Annotated in this window: 13 protein-coding genes and 2 tRNA genes; 10 read left to right on the forward strand and 5 right to left on the reverse strand. The window is 41.3% G+C overall.

The window, feature by feature from the left end; genetic code table 11:
- The first annotated feature begins 9 nt into the window (after nucleotides 1–9).
- Nucleotides 10–900, forward strand: a complete 891-nt coding sequence (fabD, locus tag H9X96_RS16000; RefSeq protein ID WP_187667255.1) for an ACP S-malonyltransferase — start codon at nucleotides 10–12, stop codon at nucleotides 898–900.
- 31 nt (nucleotides 901–931) lie between these two features.
- A complete protein-coding gene (locus H9X96_RS16005; RefSeq protein ID WP_255431140.1) occupies nucleotides 932–4,618 on the forward strand; it encodes a HAMP domain-containing sensor histidine kinase in 3,687 nt (1,228 codons plus the stop codon).
- Between the two features lie 8 nt (nucleotides 4,619–4,626).
- Here H9X96_RS16005 and H9X96_RS16010 read toward each other — a convergent pair whose 3' ends face one another.
- Nucleotides 4,627–5,535, reverse strand: coding sequence for a hypothetical protein (locus tag H9X96_RS16010; RefSeq protein ID WP_187667256.1), 909 nt, complete (start codon nucleotides 5,533–5,535; stop codon nucleotides 4,627–4,629).
- A gap of 184 nt (nucleotides 5,536–5,719) precedes the next feature.
- Between H9X96_RS16010 and H9X96_RS16015 the strand changes: the two genes are divergently transcribed.
- Nucleotides 5,720–7,276, forward strand: a complete 1,557-nt coding sequence (locus H9X96_RS16015; RefSeq protein WP_187667257.1) for a glycoside hydrolase family 10 protein — start codon at nucleotides 5,720–5,722, stop codon at nucleotides 7,274–7,276.
- Nucleotides 7,277–7,391: 115 nt separating this feature from the next.
- Here the strand turns inward: H9X96_RS16015 and H9X96_RS16020 are convergent, their stop codons facing one another.
- Together H9X96_RS16020 and nagB are read right to left on the reverse strand one after the other, a co-directional pair.
- Entirely contained in the window at nucleotides 7,392–10,256 is a 2,865-nt protein-coding gene (locus tag H9X96_RS16020) for a pitrilysin family protein (protein WP_187667258.1), read from the reverse strand.
- 124 nt (nucleotides 10,257–10,380) lie between these two features.
- Nucleotides 10,381–12,300 carry a glucosamine-6-phosphate deaminase gene (gene nagB, locus H9X96_RS16025; RefSeq protein WP_187667259.1) on the reverse strand — a complete coding sequence of 640 codons (1,920 nt, stop codon included), beginning with the start codon at nucleotides 12,298–12,300 and terminating at the stop codon, nucleotides 10,381–10,383.
- Between the two features lie 217 nt (nucleotides 12,301–12,517).
- Here nagB and H9X96_RS16030 point away from each other — a divergent pair, with 217 nt between their 5' ends.
- From H9X96_RS16030 to H9X96_RS16040, 3 genes are all read left to right on the forward strand, one after another.
- On the forward strand, nucleotides 12,518–13,717 hold the full coding sequence (locus H9X96_RS16030) for an anhydro-N-acetylmuramic acid kinase (RefSeq protein ID WP_187667260.1): 1,200 nt from the start codon (nucleotides 12,518–12,520) through the stop codon (nucleotides 13,715–13,717).
- Between the two features lie 70 nt (nucleotides 13,718–13,787).
- Complete coding sequence (locus H9X96_RS16035; RefSeq protein WP_187667261.1) at nucleotides 13,788–14,003, forward strand: hypothetical protein; 216 nt, start codon at nucleotides 13,788–13,790, stop codon at nucleotides 14,001–14,003.
- Nucleotides 14,004–14,065: 62 nt separating this feature from the next.
- Entirely contained in the window at nucleotides 14,066–15,766 is a 1,701-nt protein-coding gene (locus H9X96_RS16040) for a S41 family peptidase (protein ID WP_187667262.1), read from the forward strand.
- On the opposite strand, the gene H9X96_RS16045 is transcribed toward H9X96_RS16040, so the two are convergent.
- Nucleotides 15,767–16,087, reverse strand: coding sequence for a 2Fe-2S iron-sulfur cluster-binding protein (locus H9X96_RS16045; protein WP_062546508.1), 321 nt, complete (start codon nucleotides 16,085–16,087; stop codon nucleotides 15,767–15,769).
- 2 nt (nucleotides 16,088–16,089) lie between these two features.
- Nucleotides 16,090–17,100, reverse strand: a complete 1,011-nt coding sequence (locus tag H9X96_RS16050) for an NAD(P)/FAD-dependent oxidoreductase (RefSeq protein WP_062546509.1) — start codon at nucleotides 17,098–17,100, stop codon at nucleotides 16,090–16,092.
- A gap of 129 nt (nucleotides 17,101–17,229) precedes the next feature.
- Between H9X96_RS16050 and H9X96_RS16055 the strand changes: the two genes are divergently transcribed.
- The 4 genes from H9X96_RS16055 to H9X96_RS16070 all read left to right on the forward strand — a co-directional run bounded on the left by H9X96_RS16055 (nucleotide 17,230) and on the right by H9X96_RS16070 (nucleotide 19,508).
- Nucleotides 17,230–17,973, forward strand: coding sequence for a UDP-2,3-diacylglucosamine diphosphatase (locus H9X96_RS16055; protein WP_187667263.1), 744 nt, complete (start codon nucleotides 17,230–17,232; stop codon nucleotides 17,971–17,973).
- A gap of 161 nt (nucleotides 17,974–18,134) precedes the next feature.
- Nucleotides 18,135–19,208, forward strand: coding sequence for a peptide chain release factor 1 (gene prfA, locus H9X96_RS16060; protein ID WP_187667264.1), 1,074 nt, complete (start codon nucleotides 18,135–18,137; stop codon nucleotides 19,206–19,208).
- Nucleotides 19,209–19,285: 77 nt separating this feature from the next.
- Nucleotides 19,286–19,359: transfer RNA gene (locus H9X96_RS16065), tRNA-Asp, on the forward strand.
- 75 nt (nucleotides 19,360–19,434) lie between these two features.
- A tRNA-Asp gene (locus tag H9X96_RS16070) sits at nucleotides 19,435–19,508 on the forward strand.
- Nucleotides 19,509–19,865: the final 357 nt, after the last annotated feature.

Genomic DNA, 19,865 nt, shown 5'->3' on the forward strand with positions numbered 1-19,865 from the left:
AGCATAAAGATGAAAGCATATATATTTCCAGGACAAGGCGCTCAGTTTTCGGGCATGGGTAAAGAATTGTACGAAAATGAAATCGCTAAAGACTTGTTTGAAAAGGCAAATGAAATTATTGGTTTCCGCATCAGTGACATTATGTTCTCTGGAACAGATGAAGAATTGAAAGAAACAAAAGTAACTCAGCCAGCTATTTTTCTTCATTCTGTGATTTTGGCAAAAACATTAGGTGCAGATTTCAAACCTGATATGGTAGCAGGACACTCTTTAGGAGAGTTTTCGGCATTGGTAGCCGCAAATGCTTTGTCTTTTGAAGATGGCTTAAGATTGGTGATTGCAAGAGCAAACGCCATGCAGAAAGCCTGCGAATTACAGCCTTCTACCATGGCCGCTATTTTAGGCCTTGCAGATGAGGTCGTAGAAAAAATCTGTGCAGGAATTCATGAAGTAGTCGTGGCTGCAAATTACAACTGTCCTGGACAAATCGTGATCTCTGGCAGCATTGAAGGTGTGGATATCGCTTGTCAGCAGTTAACTGAAGCAGGTGCTAAACGTGCTTTAAAGCTAAATGTAGGCGGTGCTTTTCACTCTCCATTAATGGAGCCTGCAAGGGTAGAACTTCAGGAAGCAATTGAAAATGTAACGGTACTTTCTCCGGTATGTCCTATTTATCAAAATGTGGATCCGGTTCCAAATACTGATCCTGAAAAGATCAAAGCAAACTTAATCACACAATTGACCGGTGCGGTAAAATGGACGCAGACTATCGAGCGTATGATCGCTGATGGTGCCAGTGAATTTGTAGAAGTGGGTCCTGGCAATGTTTTACAAGGCCTGGTTAAAAAAGTGAATAGAGCCTTCCCAACAAGCTCTGCAACTACCACAGCAAAGGTTTAACGTGAGTATCGCGGGTAAAATCAGATTTTTATTGTTGATACTTGGGGCCTGCTGTATTGGTACGGCCTTAACTTTAAAAAGTACGATCAGCAATAAAGATCTGCTTACCCATGAAGCCGCAGGCCTGCAGGAGAACCTGAGCGATAAAGAAAGTATTGTTTACGACTTCCTCTCCGATTCGAAAATGGTAGAGCAGTCCAAGCAATATGAACTCAACGAAAAATATGCCTTAGATTTCATTAACCTCTATCCGAAACAGGGAATCAACCTGCTGGTTTATGAAAAAAACGATTTAAAATTCTGGAGCTATTTCAGCGCTTTTCCTTCCAGTTTGGAAGCGATAGCCGAAGGCTCATCCTTCGTTCAGCTACCCAATGGCTGGTATGAGGTGGTTCGAAAGACAATCGGAAACTATGCGCTGGTCTTCCTCATTGAAGTGATGGACCAATATAATATCCAGAATCAGTACCTGCGAAACGACATTTCGCCTTACCTTTTACCTTCCAATTCTTTATCCCTAGCCTCTTTTACCGATACAGACGTTTATGGTATCAATAATTTTGATGGCCGACTACTGTTTGAAGTGAAGTTAAAACCGAGTTATACGAAGAGCATTTATTCAAAAATAGAGGTTTGGTTATGGGCAATCGGATTGTTTAGCATTTGCTTATTCTTTAATTCATTTTGTGTCTGGATGGTGAAAAAAGGGCGGCTGCTCTCTGCCACCTTATCCCTGACCCTGTTTTTTGTAGTCTTAAGGGTAACCGATCTGGAATATGGATGGTTCAATCAACAGTTTGACCTGCTGATTTTTAGTCCTACCATATACGGGGAGAGTTTCTTTTTGCCTTCTTTAGGCGACTTCCTGCTCAATGTATTTGCCATAACCTGGGTTGTTTATTTTATTTATAAACATAGAAATGAATACCGTTTGCCCTCTTGGCTGAACAAGAATAAAGTGATAGGATGGGCTTTTTATTTGGTATTGCTCGCCTTATTTGGTCTAATGGCCCTGATCAGTGACCAGGTTTTCTTTGGGCTGATCATCAATTCAAAGATTAATTTTGACATCACTAATATCATTAATCTGGGCTGGGTAAGCTGGATCAGCATTGTTATTTTATGTCTGGTATGGTTCAATATTTACCTGGTCATCACGGTACTATTGGAACTGAGTAAAACCCTGAATGTCAACAATAAGGAGCGGTTAACACTGTTTCTGTTTGCATTCTTAGCTTACCTTGGCTATCGCCTCAGCACAGATTTCAGTATTTTCTTTGTGGTGTATGCCGTGTTTATTCTCACCGTAGGCTGGAATGTATTTATTAGAGAGAACAAGTTCTCTATCGGGGTTTTTACCACGATCTTCTTCTGTCTGGCCTTTATGTCCTCCATCAAGTACTTGAAATTCATCGATATTAAGGAGAAAAACAAAAGACTTACGATTGCACAGAAACTGGAATCTACAGACGATCCTAAGATTATTAGTGCAATTGAGAGTCTAGAAGTAGGCATTTACACAGATAGCTTTGTAGCCGATTACTTTAAGCAGCCTACACTGGGAAGGACGGATGTTTTACAAAGACACATCAATAAGCAGTTTTTAGGAGGATATCTCTCGAAGTTTGAATACAATATTTATGAATACAATAGCAAGGACTCTTCGCTAAATAAGCAGGGGGTACCGCTAAGTTATTATAAGAAGCTGGTGCAGGCAGGTTCTATAAAAGCTTCCGAATCAAATTTCTTTTACCGCCTGAATGATACTTTTGGTTATCAAAACTACTTCGGAATTATTCCTATTTTCGAGGAGAATCACATTCTTGGAACATTGGTGATCGAGCTGAAATCACAGCAATACAATTACAATAGTCAACTGCCGGATATCCTGATCGACCGTAAAAATAAGAGCGAAGATGATTATAGCAATTACTCTTTCGCCTTCTACAGTTATGGTAAATTAGTCAACCAATCGGGCCCCTATACCTATAAACTCTCTGCTTTTGATTTTAAAGCGGAGCCTGGAAGGGCTAGGGTCATCACAGACAGCCTTGGGTATACTCATGTAGTTTACATGCCCATCGCCTCTAAAATGATCGTGGTGAGCAAGGAAAAAGTGTCTTACGTGGCGCGCCTCGCAACGCTATCTTTCTTCTTTTTAGTTTTCATTATCTTTTCGGTTACGCTCTACGCTTTGATCTGGGTGTTAAAGAATATCGATGAAAGCTGGGGTGGCTGGTTCAATATCAACCGTTCGTTAATGATCAATGCAAACAAGATCCTGTATAAAACAAGGATTCAGTTTTCGATTGTGCTTTCCGTGGTAGCCACGCTAGTGATTGTAGGTTGGACTACCTATTTCTATATCCGTGATGAGTACCGGCGGCAACAGGAAGACTATATCCAGGAGAAAATAAGAAAAGTACAGCTGTCTTATGAGAAACGGATCTTTGCTACCGGATTGCCCACCTCTGATGAAGAATCTACCCGATTTTTCAATGAGTTCGCAGATGTAAATGGCGCATACCTCAACCTTTTTGATGCCAATGGAAACCTATTGTTTACCTCTTTGCCCAGGATTTATGATTTCGGTATTATAGGGCGTAAGATGGGCGCAAAAGCCTATGTTTACCTGAAGCAGATGCAAAGATCAGAGTACATTAACCCAGATGAGCACATCGGAGATTTCAGATATTCCTCTGCTTATGCACCGATCCGCAATGCGATGAATGAGACCATTGCTTATATCGGACTGCCTTATTATGCCAATGAAGCAGATTACCAGCGTAAAATTGGCCTATATATCAATACCTTAATTAACATCTATGCCCTGGTATTTGTAGCCATTGGTATTCTTGCTGTGTTTCTGGCCAATCAGATCACCAGTCCGCTTACTTTTATTCAGGAAAGTATTCGTAAGACTAAATTAGGGCAGAAAAACCAGCCCATTCAATGGTCGAGGCATGATGAAATTGGTTCCCTGATCCGAGAATACAATAAGATGATTGCCGCTTTAGAGGAGAGCGCTTCTAAACTGGCCCGATCCGAAAGGGAGATCGCCTGGAGGGAGATGGCCAAACAGGTGGCACATGAGATTAAGAACCCTTTAACGCCATTAAAACTAGGTGTGCAGCTGCTGGAGAAATCCTGGAAAGAGAAAGACCCTAATTTTGAAAAGAAGTTTGAACGTTTCAATAAGTCATTTATAGAGCAGATTGATAGCCTGGCTTCTATCGCTTCGGAGTTCTCAAATTTCGCGAAAATGCCAGATACTAAACTGGAAAAACTACGTTTGCTGCCGATTATACAGCAGGCGAGGGACGTTTTTACGAATACACAAAATGTAGAAATCTACATATTTAACCATACTAGGGTAGAAGTGATGATTCTTGGAGATAAGGATCAGCTGCTTCGTACATTTAATAACTTGCTTAAGAATGCGATCGAAGCTGCTGATCCAGACACGAGGTGCATCATTAAAGTAAATGTGATGAATGATGAGGAAAACGTATTTGTAGAGGTAGAGGACAATGGCAAGGGGATTGACCCGGAGCAGCAGGATAAGATTTTTGTACCGAATTTCACGACTAAATCATCGGGAACAGGTTTAGGTCTGGCCTTCGTAAAACAAGCCGTGGAGAATGCAGGAGGAACGGTTTCATTTAAGTCTTTTGCTGATGTGGGAACCACTTTTTATCTGAGCTTCCCACTTTCTTAACCAAACCTCTATTTTAATTCAATTGCTGCTTTACCCATGGTAAAACCATCTGCATAAAGAATGATCGAATAAGTGCCTTTAATAAAAGGATTCGGGTTGATCCAGTCCATCTTGTAGACAGTATTGTCGTCGTTATATGAAATGGAGGTAGAAGAAGTATATTGCATTTGCTCACCATCCGCTTCAAATAGGTTTTCACCATCAGCAATCAGGTTTCCTGCAGGGTCAAACACACGCAGATATATTTTATGGTAATCTTTCGCGGCGAGCGCATTAGAGGCAATATTGAAGTTAATCGTTAATTTTTTGGCAGTACTGGCACGAATCACTTCTATGTTATTTCCGTTATTTTTCACCTTATAAGCCGCAATAGACACATTTCCAGCTTTTAAAGCTGCACCGGTCTTAACCTTCGCTTCTAATTCGGTATTCTTCTTTTCTAGGTCGCCGGCTTTTTGAGTAGCCGTATAAGCGAACTTTTTTAAACTGTCACGTTGTGTTCGTAAATAAGCGTTTTCTTTTTCTAAGCGAATGATCTCGTCGCTATAGTTTTTCACAAATTCACGTAGTTCTTTTACCTCTTTCTGGGCAGTATTTAGGTCGCCTTGCGTCAGTTTCCCATTTTGAAGCGCAAGTTTCAGTTCTGCAATCTTTGCTCGCGCCAGCTTTTGTTCTTCCTGAAGCTTATCTGTTAAGGTGACATTGAGGGCGTTTACTTTATCCAGTTCCGCTTCTATCTTTTCCACTTCAAGCTTTAGTCTGTCTTTTTCTGTGTTCACGGTTACAAAGCGCTGGCTTTGATGTCGGTCTTTCAAGTATAGGTAAGCATTGGTCCCCAGAAGGGCGAGAATGACAACAATTAGAAAATATATCTTATTGCGGTCTCCCTTATTTACCATCTCATTTTGGTCTGACATTTCTTGAATTCTTCTCTAAAGGTGTTTAAAACGCGAACATAATATAAAAATATAGGAAATAGTAAAAAAAACAGCCTATTTGTATGAGACTTTAAAAAAAATCGTTTACTTGCTAAGATCTCGAATACGCAACGTATAGTAGAACACACAAACGAAACGAATTATTAAGTACAAATTATATAAAATGTTTAAAAATACTATCTATGGGCTATTGTTTCTAATAGCACTAACCCCAATTCTATCTTTCGCACAAGGCACATCAAAAATTGCTCCAAAAAGAGAGTTTCGGGGGGTATGGGTGGCTACGGTGGCGAATATCGACTGGCCTTCTAAACCAGGTTTAAGCATGGATCAGCAGAAGCAGGAGTTGATTGGCTTGTTGGAGATGCACAAAGCAAATGGAATGAACGCGATCATGTTACAGGTAAGACCTGCAGCAGATGCTTTTTATGCCAAATCGAGGGAACCTTGGAGTCAGTGGTTAACCGGCAGACAAGGTGTTGCTCCGGGACCTGATTATGACCCATTGGCCTTTGCGATTAACGAAGCCCATCAAAGGGGAATGGAACTGCATGCCTGGTTCAATCCTTATCGTGCCACCACAAGCCCTAGTACCGTGGTGAGCGCCGATCACATGACCAGAAAACGCCCGGAATGGTTCTTTACCTATGGCGGCAAGAAACAGTTTGACCCAGGGATTCCAGAAGTAAGGGAATACATCATTCAGGTGATTCTGGACGTGGTGAAAGGTTACGATATTGATGGAATTCATTTTGACGACTACTTTTACCCTTATAAAATTGCCGGACAAAAGATCAATGATGAGGCTACATTCAGCAAATATGCGAATGGCTTCAGTAATATCAACGATTGGAGAAGGAACAATGTAGATTTACTAATTAAGCAGCTGGACGACAGCATTCATACCCATAAAAAGCATGTTAAATTCGGAGTGAGCCCTTTTGGGATCTGGAAAAATGACAATGAAGATGTGGAGGGTTCTGCGACCCGTGGCTTGTCGAACTTCCACGAACTTTTTGCAGATTCCAGAAAATGGGTAAAAGAGGGATGGGTAGATTACATTAATCCACAGATTTATTTTAGCTTTAGCCGTAAAGTAGCCCCTTTTGCCACTCTGGTAGATTGGTGGAGCAACAATACTTATGGCCGCCACCTTTATATTGGTCAGGGAGCATACCTGGTGAATCAAAAGATGGAAGCTGCCTGGAGATTGCCAGAGCAGGTACCAGATCAAATCCGGTACTTACGTCAGAATAACCGCGTTCAAGGAAGTGTGTTTTTTAGCTCAAAATCATTTTCTACAGTTGCACGTGCCGTTAGCGATTCTTTAAGAAACAACCTTTACAAATACCCTGCATTACCACCTCAAATGCCATGGCTCGATGATGTAGTGCCTCATGCGCCCCAGGAACTGACTGCCGAAGCAAAGAACGATGGAGTACACCTGAGATGGGAAAAACCAACGGTTGCCAGTGATGGTGAAACCGCATCAGGTTATGTGATTTACAGATTCAATGAAGGGGTAAAAGTGGATGTATTGGACGCCAGAAATATCCTTAGAATCAGCTTCGAAAATTATACATCCTTTATTGATACCACTGTGGAGAAAGGAAAAAGATATACTTACCTGGTTACCGCATTAGATCGATTGAAGAATGAGAGCGAGCCAGGCAGCCCTGTTGGACTGGAAACAAGTGCATTGGTTAAACTAGAAAAGTAAAGTAGTAAAGTTTCTATTCGGCGATAGGGATGCCTCATTTAATAATGGAGTTTAAATCAGAAGGCCTGATGTTTTTAAGCATCAGGCCTTTTCTATGCCCCCTAAGAGCAGTAGCTTATTTTTGAGGAACCAGTACGAAACGCAGGTAATTGTTTTCGTTCAGGTATTTGTTTGCTGCAGCTTTTGTGCTTTCTACAGTTACTTTTTCCAATAATTTAGGCTGTTGGAAAACCATATCCATTGGTTCTCCATTTTTAATACAGCTGCTCAGGTAGCCTAGCCAGAAACCATTATCTCTAAGGCTCAGTTCAGTTTGACGCTGCTCTTCAGATTTAAATTTCGTCAGGTCATCCGCTGATGCACCACTTTGTTTGATTTTGTTGACTTCATCTAAGGATGCCGCAATCAGCTTTTCTACATTTGCTGGAGCACAGCTAAATGAAATCGTGAAATAATAGTGAGGATTTGGTTCTTTGTTGATACTTAGGCTCACATTCGGACTGTATACACCACTTTCTTTCTCTCTCAAACGCTCCAGAATCTTGATTTTTAAGGCCTCGTTTAAGGCATCCAGCTGTACGTTGTTTTCTTGTGAAAAGTCATAATCTCCATGCAGGTACAACTGTACTGCCGCTTTATCTTCTAATCCTTTATAAACAGTTTTGCTGATCTTTCCTACCGGAGGTTTCAGGCCATTGTCGGCGAAGTTTTGTTTTTTACCTGCTGAAGGTAAGCTCGCGATATAAGTTTCGATTAAAGGTTTAATCGCATTTACATCAAATGCGCCAACGATCACAAAAGTCTGTTCTCCAAGGTCTGCAAAGCGTTCTTTATAGAATTCAAAAGCCTTATCCAATGAAATTTTATTCAGATCAGACAAGTTCATTGGCATGCCGCGTTCATGGTAAGAAGCCATAACTGCCTGTACGGTATCCGCAAATACACTGCTGGGACTGGCATTCTTATTGGCTAAAATGACCTTATAATCACTCATGTTTTTATTGAAAATCTCTGCATCTTTTCTTGGTTTGGTCGCATATGCGTATACCAATTGGAAAGCGGTTTCCAGGTCTTTTGGAGAAGCACTACCGCTGAAACCCTGATAAAGGTCGTTCACATAAGCACCCGCATTCGCAGTATTTCCTGCTAGCAGTTTATTCAGGTTTGAAGGATTAAATTCCCCAACACCACTTTCTGGGATCAGGCTTACGAGCTCAGCAGAACGGAAATCCGAATTGCTGGCCAGAGAAGTTCCTCCTTTAGAAAAGGAGCTGAAGACAATCTGATCATTTTTGAAATCTGTTGGCTTCAACAAGACCTTAACACCATTGCTTAACGTTAATTCTGTGGCGCCTACGGCATCAATTTTCTTTTCTGAAACAATCTTCCCCGCAACAGGCTTTTTGTCTAGCAGTGGCTTGTTAATGGAGTTGTCTACATAAGGGGTTACGCCATTTCCTGCATTTTTTAAAGTGGCTAATAACTGCGCTTCAGTAGGTAAACTGGCTTTTTCTTTTTCTGGTGCCATCACCAAGATGATCTGATTGTCTTTTGTAATCAGGGTCTTTGCTAAAGCATTAATATCGGTAAGGCTGATTTCTTCCAGGGTCTTTTTAGTCAGGTCATAGCTATATTCGGTTGCAGCGATACTACTTCCTTCCAGAAAATTATTTAGGTATTTCTGAACAAAGCTGGAAGAAGGAGTTTTATCTTTTTCTTTCAGGCGTTTTTCATTTGCAGCGGTAATGTTTTTCTTAGCGATCTCTATTTCTGAGGGTAGAAAACCGAATTTGTTCAGGCGTTCATTTTCTGCTAAACCTGCAGTAAGTGCTTTTTCCAAAGTGCTTGCGGAATTCGAAACCACGACGGTTTGAAGTGCATTGATATTTGGGACCAAACCTCCTTGGAAGGGGCCATAACTAGATTGGGCAACTAAGAACGGCGCATTCCCTTTTTGAAGGATCTCCTGTAAACGTGCGCCCAACATGCTGTTGATCATGGAATACATCAGACTCTTTTTAAAATCTGCAGTCGTTTTAACCACTCCACCACGTTGTTTATACATCACTTGCGCCACATTGTAGGGCTGTTCAGGGTCTGTGATGATCTTTACCAATGGGTCCTTATTGTCAGGAAGGTCGTAGGTTAAACGTGGTCTAGGATTCGCAGGATTCGCCAGATCAGAGAAGTTCTGTTTGATCAGCTGTTCTACTTCATTGACATCGAAGTCGCCTACTGCAATGACTGCCTGAAGGTTTGGTCGGTACCAATCTTTATAGAAATTGCGGATTTTATCGTGTGTAAAGGTTTGCAGTAAATCAACCTTACCAATTGGCAGTCGGTTTTCATAGCGGGAGCCTTTCAAAATCAGAGGCAGCATTTGCTTTTGCATCCTTTCCTGTGCATTTTTTCCACGCTGGCGATCTTCTTCGATGATCACACCACGTTCTTTATCAATTTCTTCACCGTCCATGCTGATTTTTCCTGCCCAGTTGGCCAGGATTTTAAATCCTGATTTGAATACTGCGGTACTATCTGTAGGGATCGGCAGTTGATATACCGTCTGATTGAAACTGGTATAAGCATTTAAGTCAGCACCAAAACGAACACCTGCTTTCTGCAGATAATCAATCATTTCATTTTTAGGGAAATCTTTAGAGCCATTAAAGGCCATGTGTTCCGTAAAATGGGCGAGACCTCGCTGGTCATCGTTCTCCATTAAAGAGCCAATACTTGTGGCTAAATACAGTTCTGCCCTGTTTTTCGGCTCTGTATTCTTTCTGATGTAATAAGTGAGTCCATTTGGAAGTTTTCCTATTTTAACATTTGGGTCATTTGGAATGAGCTGTCCATCCGATTTTTTTGCGGGGATTGTGGTCGCAGCTTTTGTAGTACCTGGTTTTTTTTGAGCATATCCAGGGTGATAAACCGCCAATTGCGCGACCAGTCCTATCGCAAGAATATAAATATTTTTCTTCATGTAGTTTGATAATAAGTTGTACTAAATTATAGTTTTATCACGAGTATTCATGAAGTGGACATAAAAAAAACCGCTAAGCTTTAAGAGCTCAGCGGTTGTAAAAACATTTAGGAATTAAATTCGATTAGAAATGGTAACGCACGAAGGCTTCCATTGCTTCATATTCTGCCAATCCAAGGTTGTCATAAGCTGCTGCTGTTTCTCTGTTTCTGTCTTCAGCTCTTACCCAGAATTCTCTGGAATCATCACCAGGGAATACAGCGCGGTCTTTTTGTGATTGGTGTTTGAAAATAGCGAATTTCTTTTTCTCTACTTCTTGTGGACTCAATGGCACGGCCATTTCAATCTCATAAGTATCAAACTCTAACCATGCACCACGGTATAACCATAACCAGCAGTCTTTAACCCAGCTTTCCGTTTTCGCTAGTCTTTGTAATGCTGATAAGATGATATTGAAACATACGATGTGTGTACCATGTGGATCTTCAAAATCTCCAGCTGCAAATACCTGTTCTGGTTTGATTTTCTGTAAAAGCTCCATTGTCAGTTCGATGTCTCTCTCTGTTACCGGATTCTTTTTAGTTTTTCCACTTTCGTAGAAAGGAAGGGCCATGAAATGGATATGGTCATCTTCTAAACCGCAGAATCTGGCACCAGCAATTGCTTCTCCTTTTCTGATCAATCCTTTAACAGATTGTAATTCCGGAGTGTCTACTTGATTTGGTTGTTTGGTCTCGATGAAACTGCGGATATTTTGGTAAATACCTTTCATTTCATCCTGATTCATTCCCATTTTTTCTGAGAAATCGATGTTGAATTCTACGAAACGAAGGGCATCGTCATCCCAAACAGCAGTATTACCTGAGGTCTGGTAAGCCACATGCACATCATGTTTCTGGTCCACTAAACGGATGAAGGTACCTCCCATAGAGATCACATCATCATCAGGGTGCGGAGAGAAAATTACGACACGTTTGTTCGCTGGCTCCGCACGTTCTGGTCTTTGAGAATCATCAGCGTTTGGCTTACCACCTGGCCATCCAGTGATGGTGTGTTGTAACTTATTGAAAATATGAATGTTAATATTGTATACCGGACCTTGTTCCACTGCAAGCTGAGCCATGCCGTGGTTGTTATAGTCGTCTTCAGTCAGTTTCAAAATTGGCTTACTTAAAGTTTTTGCCAACCAGATGACCGCTTTTCTGGTCATAACTTCATCCCAGATGCAATCTTTTACCAGCCAAGGTGTATCAAAACGTGTCAATAAAGAAGCAGCATCCTGATCTAGAATAAATTCTACATGATCAGATAATTGCAGATAAGTAGCTGGAACTTCACTTGAAATTTCACCTTCTACAGCTTTTTTAATGATGGAAGCTTTTTTCTTATTCCAGGCCATAAGAATGATCTCACGGGCTTTGAAAATAGTACCGATACCCATGGTAATTGCTTTTGTAGGAACAAAAGATTTACCACCAAAGTCGCGGGCCGCATCTCTTCTGGTCAAATCGTCAAGTGTAACTAAACGGGTACCTGAGTTTGGCGCAGAACCTGGCTCATTGAAACCAATGTGACCAGTACGACCAATACCCAGAATCTGAATATCTAAACCACCAACTTCAGTGATTTTTTTCTCGTAAGCTAAACAGAAAGCAGGAATATCTTCCAGTTTCAAGGTGCCATCAGGGATGTTTACGTTTTCTTTTTCAATGTCAATATGATCAAATAAATGATCATTCATGAAAGATACATAGCTCTGTGCAGCTGTTGGCTGCATAGGGTAGTACTCATCAAGGTTGAATGTGATTACATTTTTAAAGCTCAAACCTTCTTCCTTATGCATTCTAACTAATTCCGCGTACACCGCTATTGGTGTAGCTCCGGTAGCTAGGCCTAAGACAGCCTTGGAATTGTTCTTTTGTTTTTCTTTAATAAGGTCCCCGATGCGGTGAGCAACACTTAAAGATGCTGCTGTAGGATTTTCAAAGACAGAAACGGGCAGTTTTTCAAAACGCGTTTCTTCCAGAAGATTTAATCTTGCCATTTAATTGTTCTTAAATTTTGTACGGAGCAGTAAATATAGGGACTCTGCCGACTTAATCCAAATTTTTAACCCTGCTGTGTTTTTTGTTTGAAATTGGCAATCAAAATGGCTGTTTTTTACAAAACTGTTAGTTTTTTTGGCTTATAAGGAGGATTTTTTATGAAATCCCTTGGAGCAAATGATTTTAACCTATTTTAGTAGCTTACAAAGCAGCCTTATGAATTCAAACTGGAAACAACTCTTCGAGATACTGCATAAACCGGAACGCCTGATCATCGGACTGATGTCTGGTACCTCATTAGACGGCCTGGATATTGCCCTTTGTGCAGTAAAAGGAAATGGTGCGGAAACAACAGTGAAAGTGCTGGAATTTACTACCGTTCCTTATCATCAGGAGTTTAAGCGCGAAGTTAAATCTGTTTTTTCCAGAAGAGATGCGGACTTGCAAATGGTTTGTCTGATGAATGAGAAGATTGGCCTATATCATGCCAGGCTGATTTTGGAAACCTTGAAAACCTGGGGAAAAACACCTGAGGAAATTGATGTCATCGCCAGTCATGGGCAAACGATCTTCCATGCGCCTGCAACTTTACACGGCTTGCTAGAGTACCCCAATGCTACCCTTCAAATTGGAGATGGTGACCATATCGCGGTGAAAACCGGCATCATTACCGTTTCAGATTTTCGGCAGAAACACCTGGCAGCGGGAGGAGAAGGAGCACCATTGGCTGTTTACGGAGATTACCTCCTCTTTTCAAAAAAAGGAGAAGACCGCATCATGCTCAACATTGGCGGAATTGCAAATTTCACGTATCTGCCAGCCAGTAATGATGCTTCGAAAGTTTTTTCTACGGATGTTGGCCCTGGGAATACCATGATGGATCAATATGTGCAACAGCATTATCCAGGCTTATATTTCGATGAAAATGGGACAATAGGCAGCAAAGGAACAATAAATGAAGACCTATTAACGGCTTTATTAACAAATGAATTTCTACATGCTGATTTTCCGAAAACCACCGGACCTGAACTTTTCAATCTGAACTACCTATACAGAGCACAAGAGCAATCGGGCACTTTGAACTTATCTAAAGAAGATGTATTGGCCACTTTATGTGCCTGCTCCGCAAAAGTGATCCTGGCGGCTATCAACAGATGCTTTGAAAAAACAGCAACACCTCATATATACATGAGTGGGGGAGGAATGCACAATCCGCTTTTAGTACGTACGCTGAAAGCAGGGCTGCCAAAGGCCAAATTCAGTACGACAGCGCAGCTGGAGGTCAATCCGGATGCTAAAGAAGCAGTGCTTTTTGCCGTCCTGGCCAATGAGACTTTAGTTGGCGAAAAAATCAATTTCGGTGCACGCGAGGGTGTCCCTTCCATCCGAATGGGAAAAATCTGTTTACCAGATTAACTGGAGAATGCGGAATCCCTGTGCTCCTCTCATAAATTTTCCTATTTTTGCAACCAAACTATAATACATTATGGCAAGTTTTACACTTACTCCTGAGACCTGGACAAAGGTTAAAATTAAGTTTCTTAGAAAATACCGCGACCTGGCGAAAGAGAACCTATCTTTTGTTCCTGGACAAGAAGACCAATTGGTTGAGCAATTGATGGGCTTAGTGAAAAGAAACCGTGAGTATGTAGAATTTACCATCAAGAAAGCCCTGGCTGATCCTGATGGCAACAGGCTATAATTCCATTAGCCTATTGAGTTACAAGCCTTTTTTGTAAATTTACCCTTCAACAGATGGGTAAAATGAAAAAATTCAGACTTGTAGCCGCCTTTTCGCTGATCGCTTTTGCTTCCATAAGCTGGTCTTTTAAGGAAGATCTTTTTCAGGTTTCCAAAAACCTGGATATTTTCGCGTCTTTATATAAAGAGATTAACGTCAATTATGTAGACGAAACCAATCCATCCGAGCTCATGCGCAGCAGTATAGATGCCATGCTGGATGGACTAGATCCATATACAGAATACATTCCTGAGTCAGAAGTAGAAGACTATAAACTAAAATATGTGAGCACCCAATATGGGGGCATTGGCGCGAGTACACTATTTATCGAAGGAAAGCTATTTGTAAACGAAGTGACAGAAGGCTACCCTGCTGACCAGCAAGACCTGAAACCTGGCGATCAGATTGTAAAGATCAATGATGTTGCAGTAAAAGGAAAAGAACGCGCACAGGTAAGTCAGCTCCTGCGTGGTCCTCGTGGTTCAGCGGTGACCTTATTAATCATTAGAAACGGTGCGGTCATCACCAAAAACCTCAATCGGGAGGAAATTAAACAGCCGAATGTATCTTATTCAGGCATGACCGATGACCATTTTGCCTACATCAGATTGGATAAATTCCTGGAAAATGCAGGGCAGGAAGTAAAAGATGCAGCCATTAACCTGAATAAACAACAGCCTAAAGGGATGATCATTGACCTGCGCTACAATGGAGGTGGAATCCTGCAGGAGGCCGTAAAAATTGTAAACCTGTTTGTGGTTAAAGACGTCTTAGTGGTCACTCAAAAGGGCAGAAATCCACAAAAAACCATTACCTATAAAACGCTGGCAGAGCCCTTACTTCCTCAAATCCCATTGGTGATTCTAGTGGGAGGCAATTCTGCTTCTGCTTCAGAAATTGTGGCGGGAGCTTTACAGGATCTAGACAGAGCCATCATTGTAGGGCAGCGCAGTTATGGAAAGGGATTAGTGCAGCAAACCTTTCCCTTGCCTTATAATAGCCTGGTGAAAGTAACCGTAGCCAAGTATTTCACGCCTTCAGGCCGCTGCATTCAGGCTTTGGATTATGCCCATAAAGACCAGAATGGAAAAACACCTAAAGTAGCGGATTCCCTGATGAATAAATTCAGTACCCGTACCGGTAGGAGCGTATATGATGGCAATGGAATCTACCCCGATATTTTCGTGGAAACACCTAAACTGAGTCCGATTACCATCTCTTTATTGAATAAGAGCCTGTTTTTTGACTATGCCAATTCCTATAAAAAGAACAATAAAACCATCGCCTCTGCAGCAGATTTCCAATTGACAGATCAAGACTATGCGGCTTTCCTGACCTCTTTGGAAGGAAAAGATTATGCTTATGTGTCAAGAACGGAACGTTTATTAGCAGATTTACGTACAGAGGCCGAAAAAGAAAATAAACTACCCGCTGTAAAAGCAGATCTGGAAGACCTTAAAGCTAAAATGCTTGGAGCAAAGAAAACAGACCTGACGACGTTCAAACCGGAAATCAAGAGGGTGTTGGAAACGCAGATTGTGAGTAGGTATTATTATGAAAAAGGTAAGGTGATCCAGGCTTTTCAATACGATAAAGAGCTGACTGCAGCAAAAGCAGTGCTGAGCAATTCCTCAAAAATGCTGGCAATATTGAAAGGGGAGGGCGAATATAAAACTATAGGCAGCCCAATCAAGACAATTGCGGCTGCTCCTATAGGAAATTAATTAGTGTAGTTTAACGACCAGTCCGTCCATTGCGGGACTCAACTGTAACTGGCAGGCTAACCTGGAGTTAGGAAGTAAATCTGGTAAGGTGTCCAGCATGGCATATTCGTCATCGGTCATCTCATTCAATTTCTCTTCTCCTTCCAGTACGTCTACGCAGCAAGTTGCGCACAGTGCCATTCCACCACAGGTGGCAAGAATATCGTATTCACATGCTTTCAGGTATTCCATCAAGCTCAGGCCCATGTCTACAGGCGCTTCTAATGTTGTTCTGCTGCCGTCTGGATTCTGGACGTGCAGGGTAATGTTATTTTCTTCCATGCTTAGAATTCGGATACCCCGTTTACGGTAGTGTATTTCATGGTATATTTAACTCCTGGGTTCATGTACTGGTAAGCACTGTGACTCATTAATGCTGCTTCATGGAAACCGCAAAGGATCAGTTTCAATTTATTCGTGTAAGTATTGATGTCGCCAATCGCATAGATACCTGGAATATTGGTCGAATAATCATCTGTATTTACTTCAATTGCACTTTTGTTGATGTTTAAGTTCCATTGTTCAATCGGGCCTAATTTAGGGCTCAATCCAAAAAGAGGAATTAAATGATCTGCCTGGATGGTGCTTTTTTCAAGGCTGCGGTTATGAACCAATTCTACTGTTTCCAGTTTTCCATTTCCATGAACAGAGCTTAAGTTGCTATTCAAGACCAGGTTGATCTTTCCGCTTTCCGCAAGCGCCATCACTTTATTTACGGAGTCTGGTGCACCACGGAAGCTTTCGCTGCGGTGAACTAAGGTCAATTCATCAACAATATCCGCAAGGAAAATTGTCCAGTCTAAAGCAGAGTCACCACCACCGGCGATTACCATTTTCTGACCACGGTATTTTTCAGGATCAAGAATCATATAATTCACTCCTTTACCATTTTCAAACTGCTCTAATCCTTCTACTGCTGGTTTACGAGGCTCAAAACAGCCTAATCCGCCAGCAATTACCACTACTTTAGCTTCGATGATCGTACCCATATTAGTGGTCAACACAAAATCTCCTTCTCCACGTTTCTCCAGACCTTCAATACGTTCTCCTAAAGTAAAACCAGGATGGAAAGGTTTCCCTTGCTCCATTAGGTTGTCAATCAATTCCTGAGCAAGTACTGTTGGGTACCCAGGAATGTCATAAATGGGTTTCTTAGGATATATTTCAGACAATTGACCACCTACCTGAGGTAAGTAATCGATCAAATGACAACGCATTTTAAGGAGTCCTGCTTCAAAAATCGCAAATAAACCAACGGGTCCGGCGCCAATAATGGCTATATCTGTAGAAATCATGTGTTTAAATTTTGGGCGAATTTACGAACTTTTGTTTTAATAACCGCGACTGTTTAGATATATTCTAGATAATTGGTAGAACTTATGACAAACCTGCGATATTTTTTTTACTTATCTTTGTTGATACTGATGACAAAAAATATATATTTTGCTTCTGATTTCCACCTGGGTTCTCCCAGTCATCAGGAAAGTAGAAAGCGCGAAGATCGAATCATTCGTTGGTTAAACGCTATAGAAAGCAGTTGTGCTGAGCTTTTTTTGATGGGTGATATTTTTGACTTCTGGTTTGAATATCAGGAAGTAGTCCCAAAAGGTTTCGTTCGCCTGCAAGGTAAGCTTGCTTCGATGACTGACGCAGGAATAAAAATTTATTTTTTCAAGGGCAACCATGACATGTGGGTGAAAGATTATTTCACGACAGAAATGGGCATTGAAATCATTAGTGATGAAATGGTTATGGAGCGAAATGGTAAAAGTTTTTACCTGCACCATGGAGATGGACTTGGGCCCGGCGATGAAAAATATAAATTGTTGAGAAAAGTGTTTAGAAACCCGGTTTGCCAGTGGTTATTTTCCATTGTGCCGCCGCGTATTGGACTCGGAATTGCCAATTGGTGGTCTGGAAGCAGCAGGGTAGCCAATAAAACTGAGGAAGCATTTCATGGAGAAGAATTCGAATGGCTGGCGATTTATGCAAAAGAACAATTGCAAAAGAGACATTATGACTATTTTGTATTCGGACACCGCCACTTGCCTTTAGAGATCGATCTGAATGAGAAAAGTAAGTATGTGAACCTTGGGGAATGGATTAATTTTAATTCTTATGCGGTATTTGACGGCAAAGATTTAACACTGAACTATTTCGAAAAATAATCATCAGGGCTGTAAGAATCCGGCAAGCAGTAAATTTTTAGTGTCAATTAACTGAAAAAGCCGTATTTTTGCCTTCCAAAATAAATCAATTGCCAGGACAGGATCCGCAGGACGGGTCTGAATCAAAAAGGCAACAAGTATTAATTTTCTGAAAAAAGAATATGTTAGAAAAATTAGAAGCAATTAAGCTACGCTGGGAAGATGTAGAAGAACAGTTGAGTAATCCTGATACGATGCAGGATATGAAACGTTTTGCGGCTTTAAATAAAGAGTATAAAGATTTAGGCAAGATTGTAGACCAATACAAAATCTACAAGAATGTAATGAGCAATATCGAGGCAAATAAGGAAATTCTGGCTACAGAGAAAGATGCCGAGATGCGCGAAATGGCTAAAGAAGAATTGGATATGTTGTTGAAGCAGCAGGAAGAACTGGAAGAAAAAGTACGTTTGATGCTGATTCCTGTAGATCCTGAAGATGCTAAAAATGCTGTATTCGAAATACGTGGTGGCACTGGAGGTGATGAAGCAGCTTTATTTGCTGGTGATTTATACCGTATGTACAGCCGTTTCTTTGAGCAAAAAGGCTGGAAGGTAGAAACTGTGGATGTAACTGAAGGTACTGCCGGTGGTTATAAGGAGGTGATCCTGAAAGTAAGCGGAGAAGATGTTTATGGACAATTGAAATATGAATCAGGAGTACACCGTGTTCAACGTGTACCAGATACAGAAACTCAGGGGCGTGTACATACTTCGGCAGCTTCTGTTGCGGTATTACCGGAAGCAGAAGAAATCGATCTATACCTTAATCCTGCAGACATTGACTTGCAAACTTCTCGTTCAGGTGGTGCTGGTGGTCAGAATGTGAATAAAGTAGAGACGAAAGTGCAGTTGACCCACAGACCTTCGGGACTGGTAGTGGTTTGTCAGCAGGAACGTTCTCAGCTTGGAAACAGAGTCATTGCAATGGAGATGCTGCGTAGTAAACTATATGATATCGAATTGCAGAAGAAAAATGGAGACATTGCTGCAAGACGTAAGACGATGGTATCTACCGGTGACCGCTCAGCAAAGATCAGAACTTACAACTATCCTCAGGGAAGAGTAACAGATCACCGTATCGGATTGACACTTTATAACCTAAATCATGTAATGGATGGTGGTGTTCAGGAGTTGATCGATGCACTACAGTTTGCAGAGAACGCTGAAAAAATGAAAGAAGGCTCTGTGGCTTAATCAGTTGCGATTATTTCAAAAAATAGTTTGTAAATATAAATAAAGACTCTATATTTGCAATCCCGAAAGGGAACAACGGACCGGTAGTTCAGCTGGTTAGAATGCCGCCCTGTCACGGCGGAGGTCGCGGGTTCGAGTCCCGTCCGGTCCGCAAAAGTTTCTCATTTGAGAACTTGAAGTTGTTAAGTAGAGGATCTACTATAAAATCCACCCGTAAGGGAAACACGGACCGGTAGTTCAGCTGGTTAGAATGCCGCCCTGTCACGGCGGAGGTCGCGGGTTCGAGTCCCGTCCGGTCCGCAAAAAGCCACTCCAACGAGTGGCTTTTTTGATTTACAGGAATTCTGGCCACCGGGCCATAAGCCCGCTTCAATAGCCGCCCTTCAAGAAATCCTGGATGTATCTTATTTATATAGTAGCTTGCCAATTCAATGGCTTAAAAAAGCGGATCAAGCGGAATTCTTGGGGGGAAGGAAATAAATTCTTTCTTTTGCATTCGTAAACCAAACAAAAATTTTCATTTTGAGTCGAGCCGAGCAAACCCTGATCAGTTTATTATTACCGGAAGGTATTCTGGATTATTTTGAATTAACGCAGGTAGAAAAAGAAGGTAAGATGCTAAACATCTACCTTGAAGAGAAAAATATAGCCCCAGAT

Origin of the sequence: Pedobacter sp. N36a (genome assembly GCF_014472395.1) — a bacterium.
Taxonomy (GTDB): Bacteria; Bacteroidota; Bacteroidia; order Sphingobacteriales; family Sphingobacteriaceae; genus Pedobacter.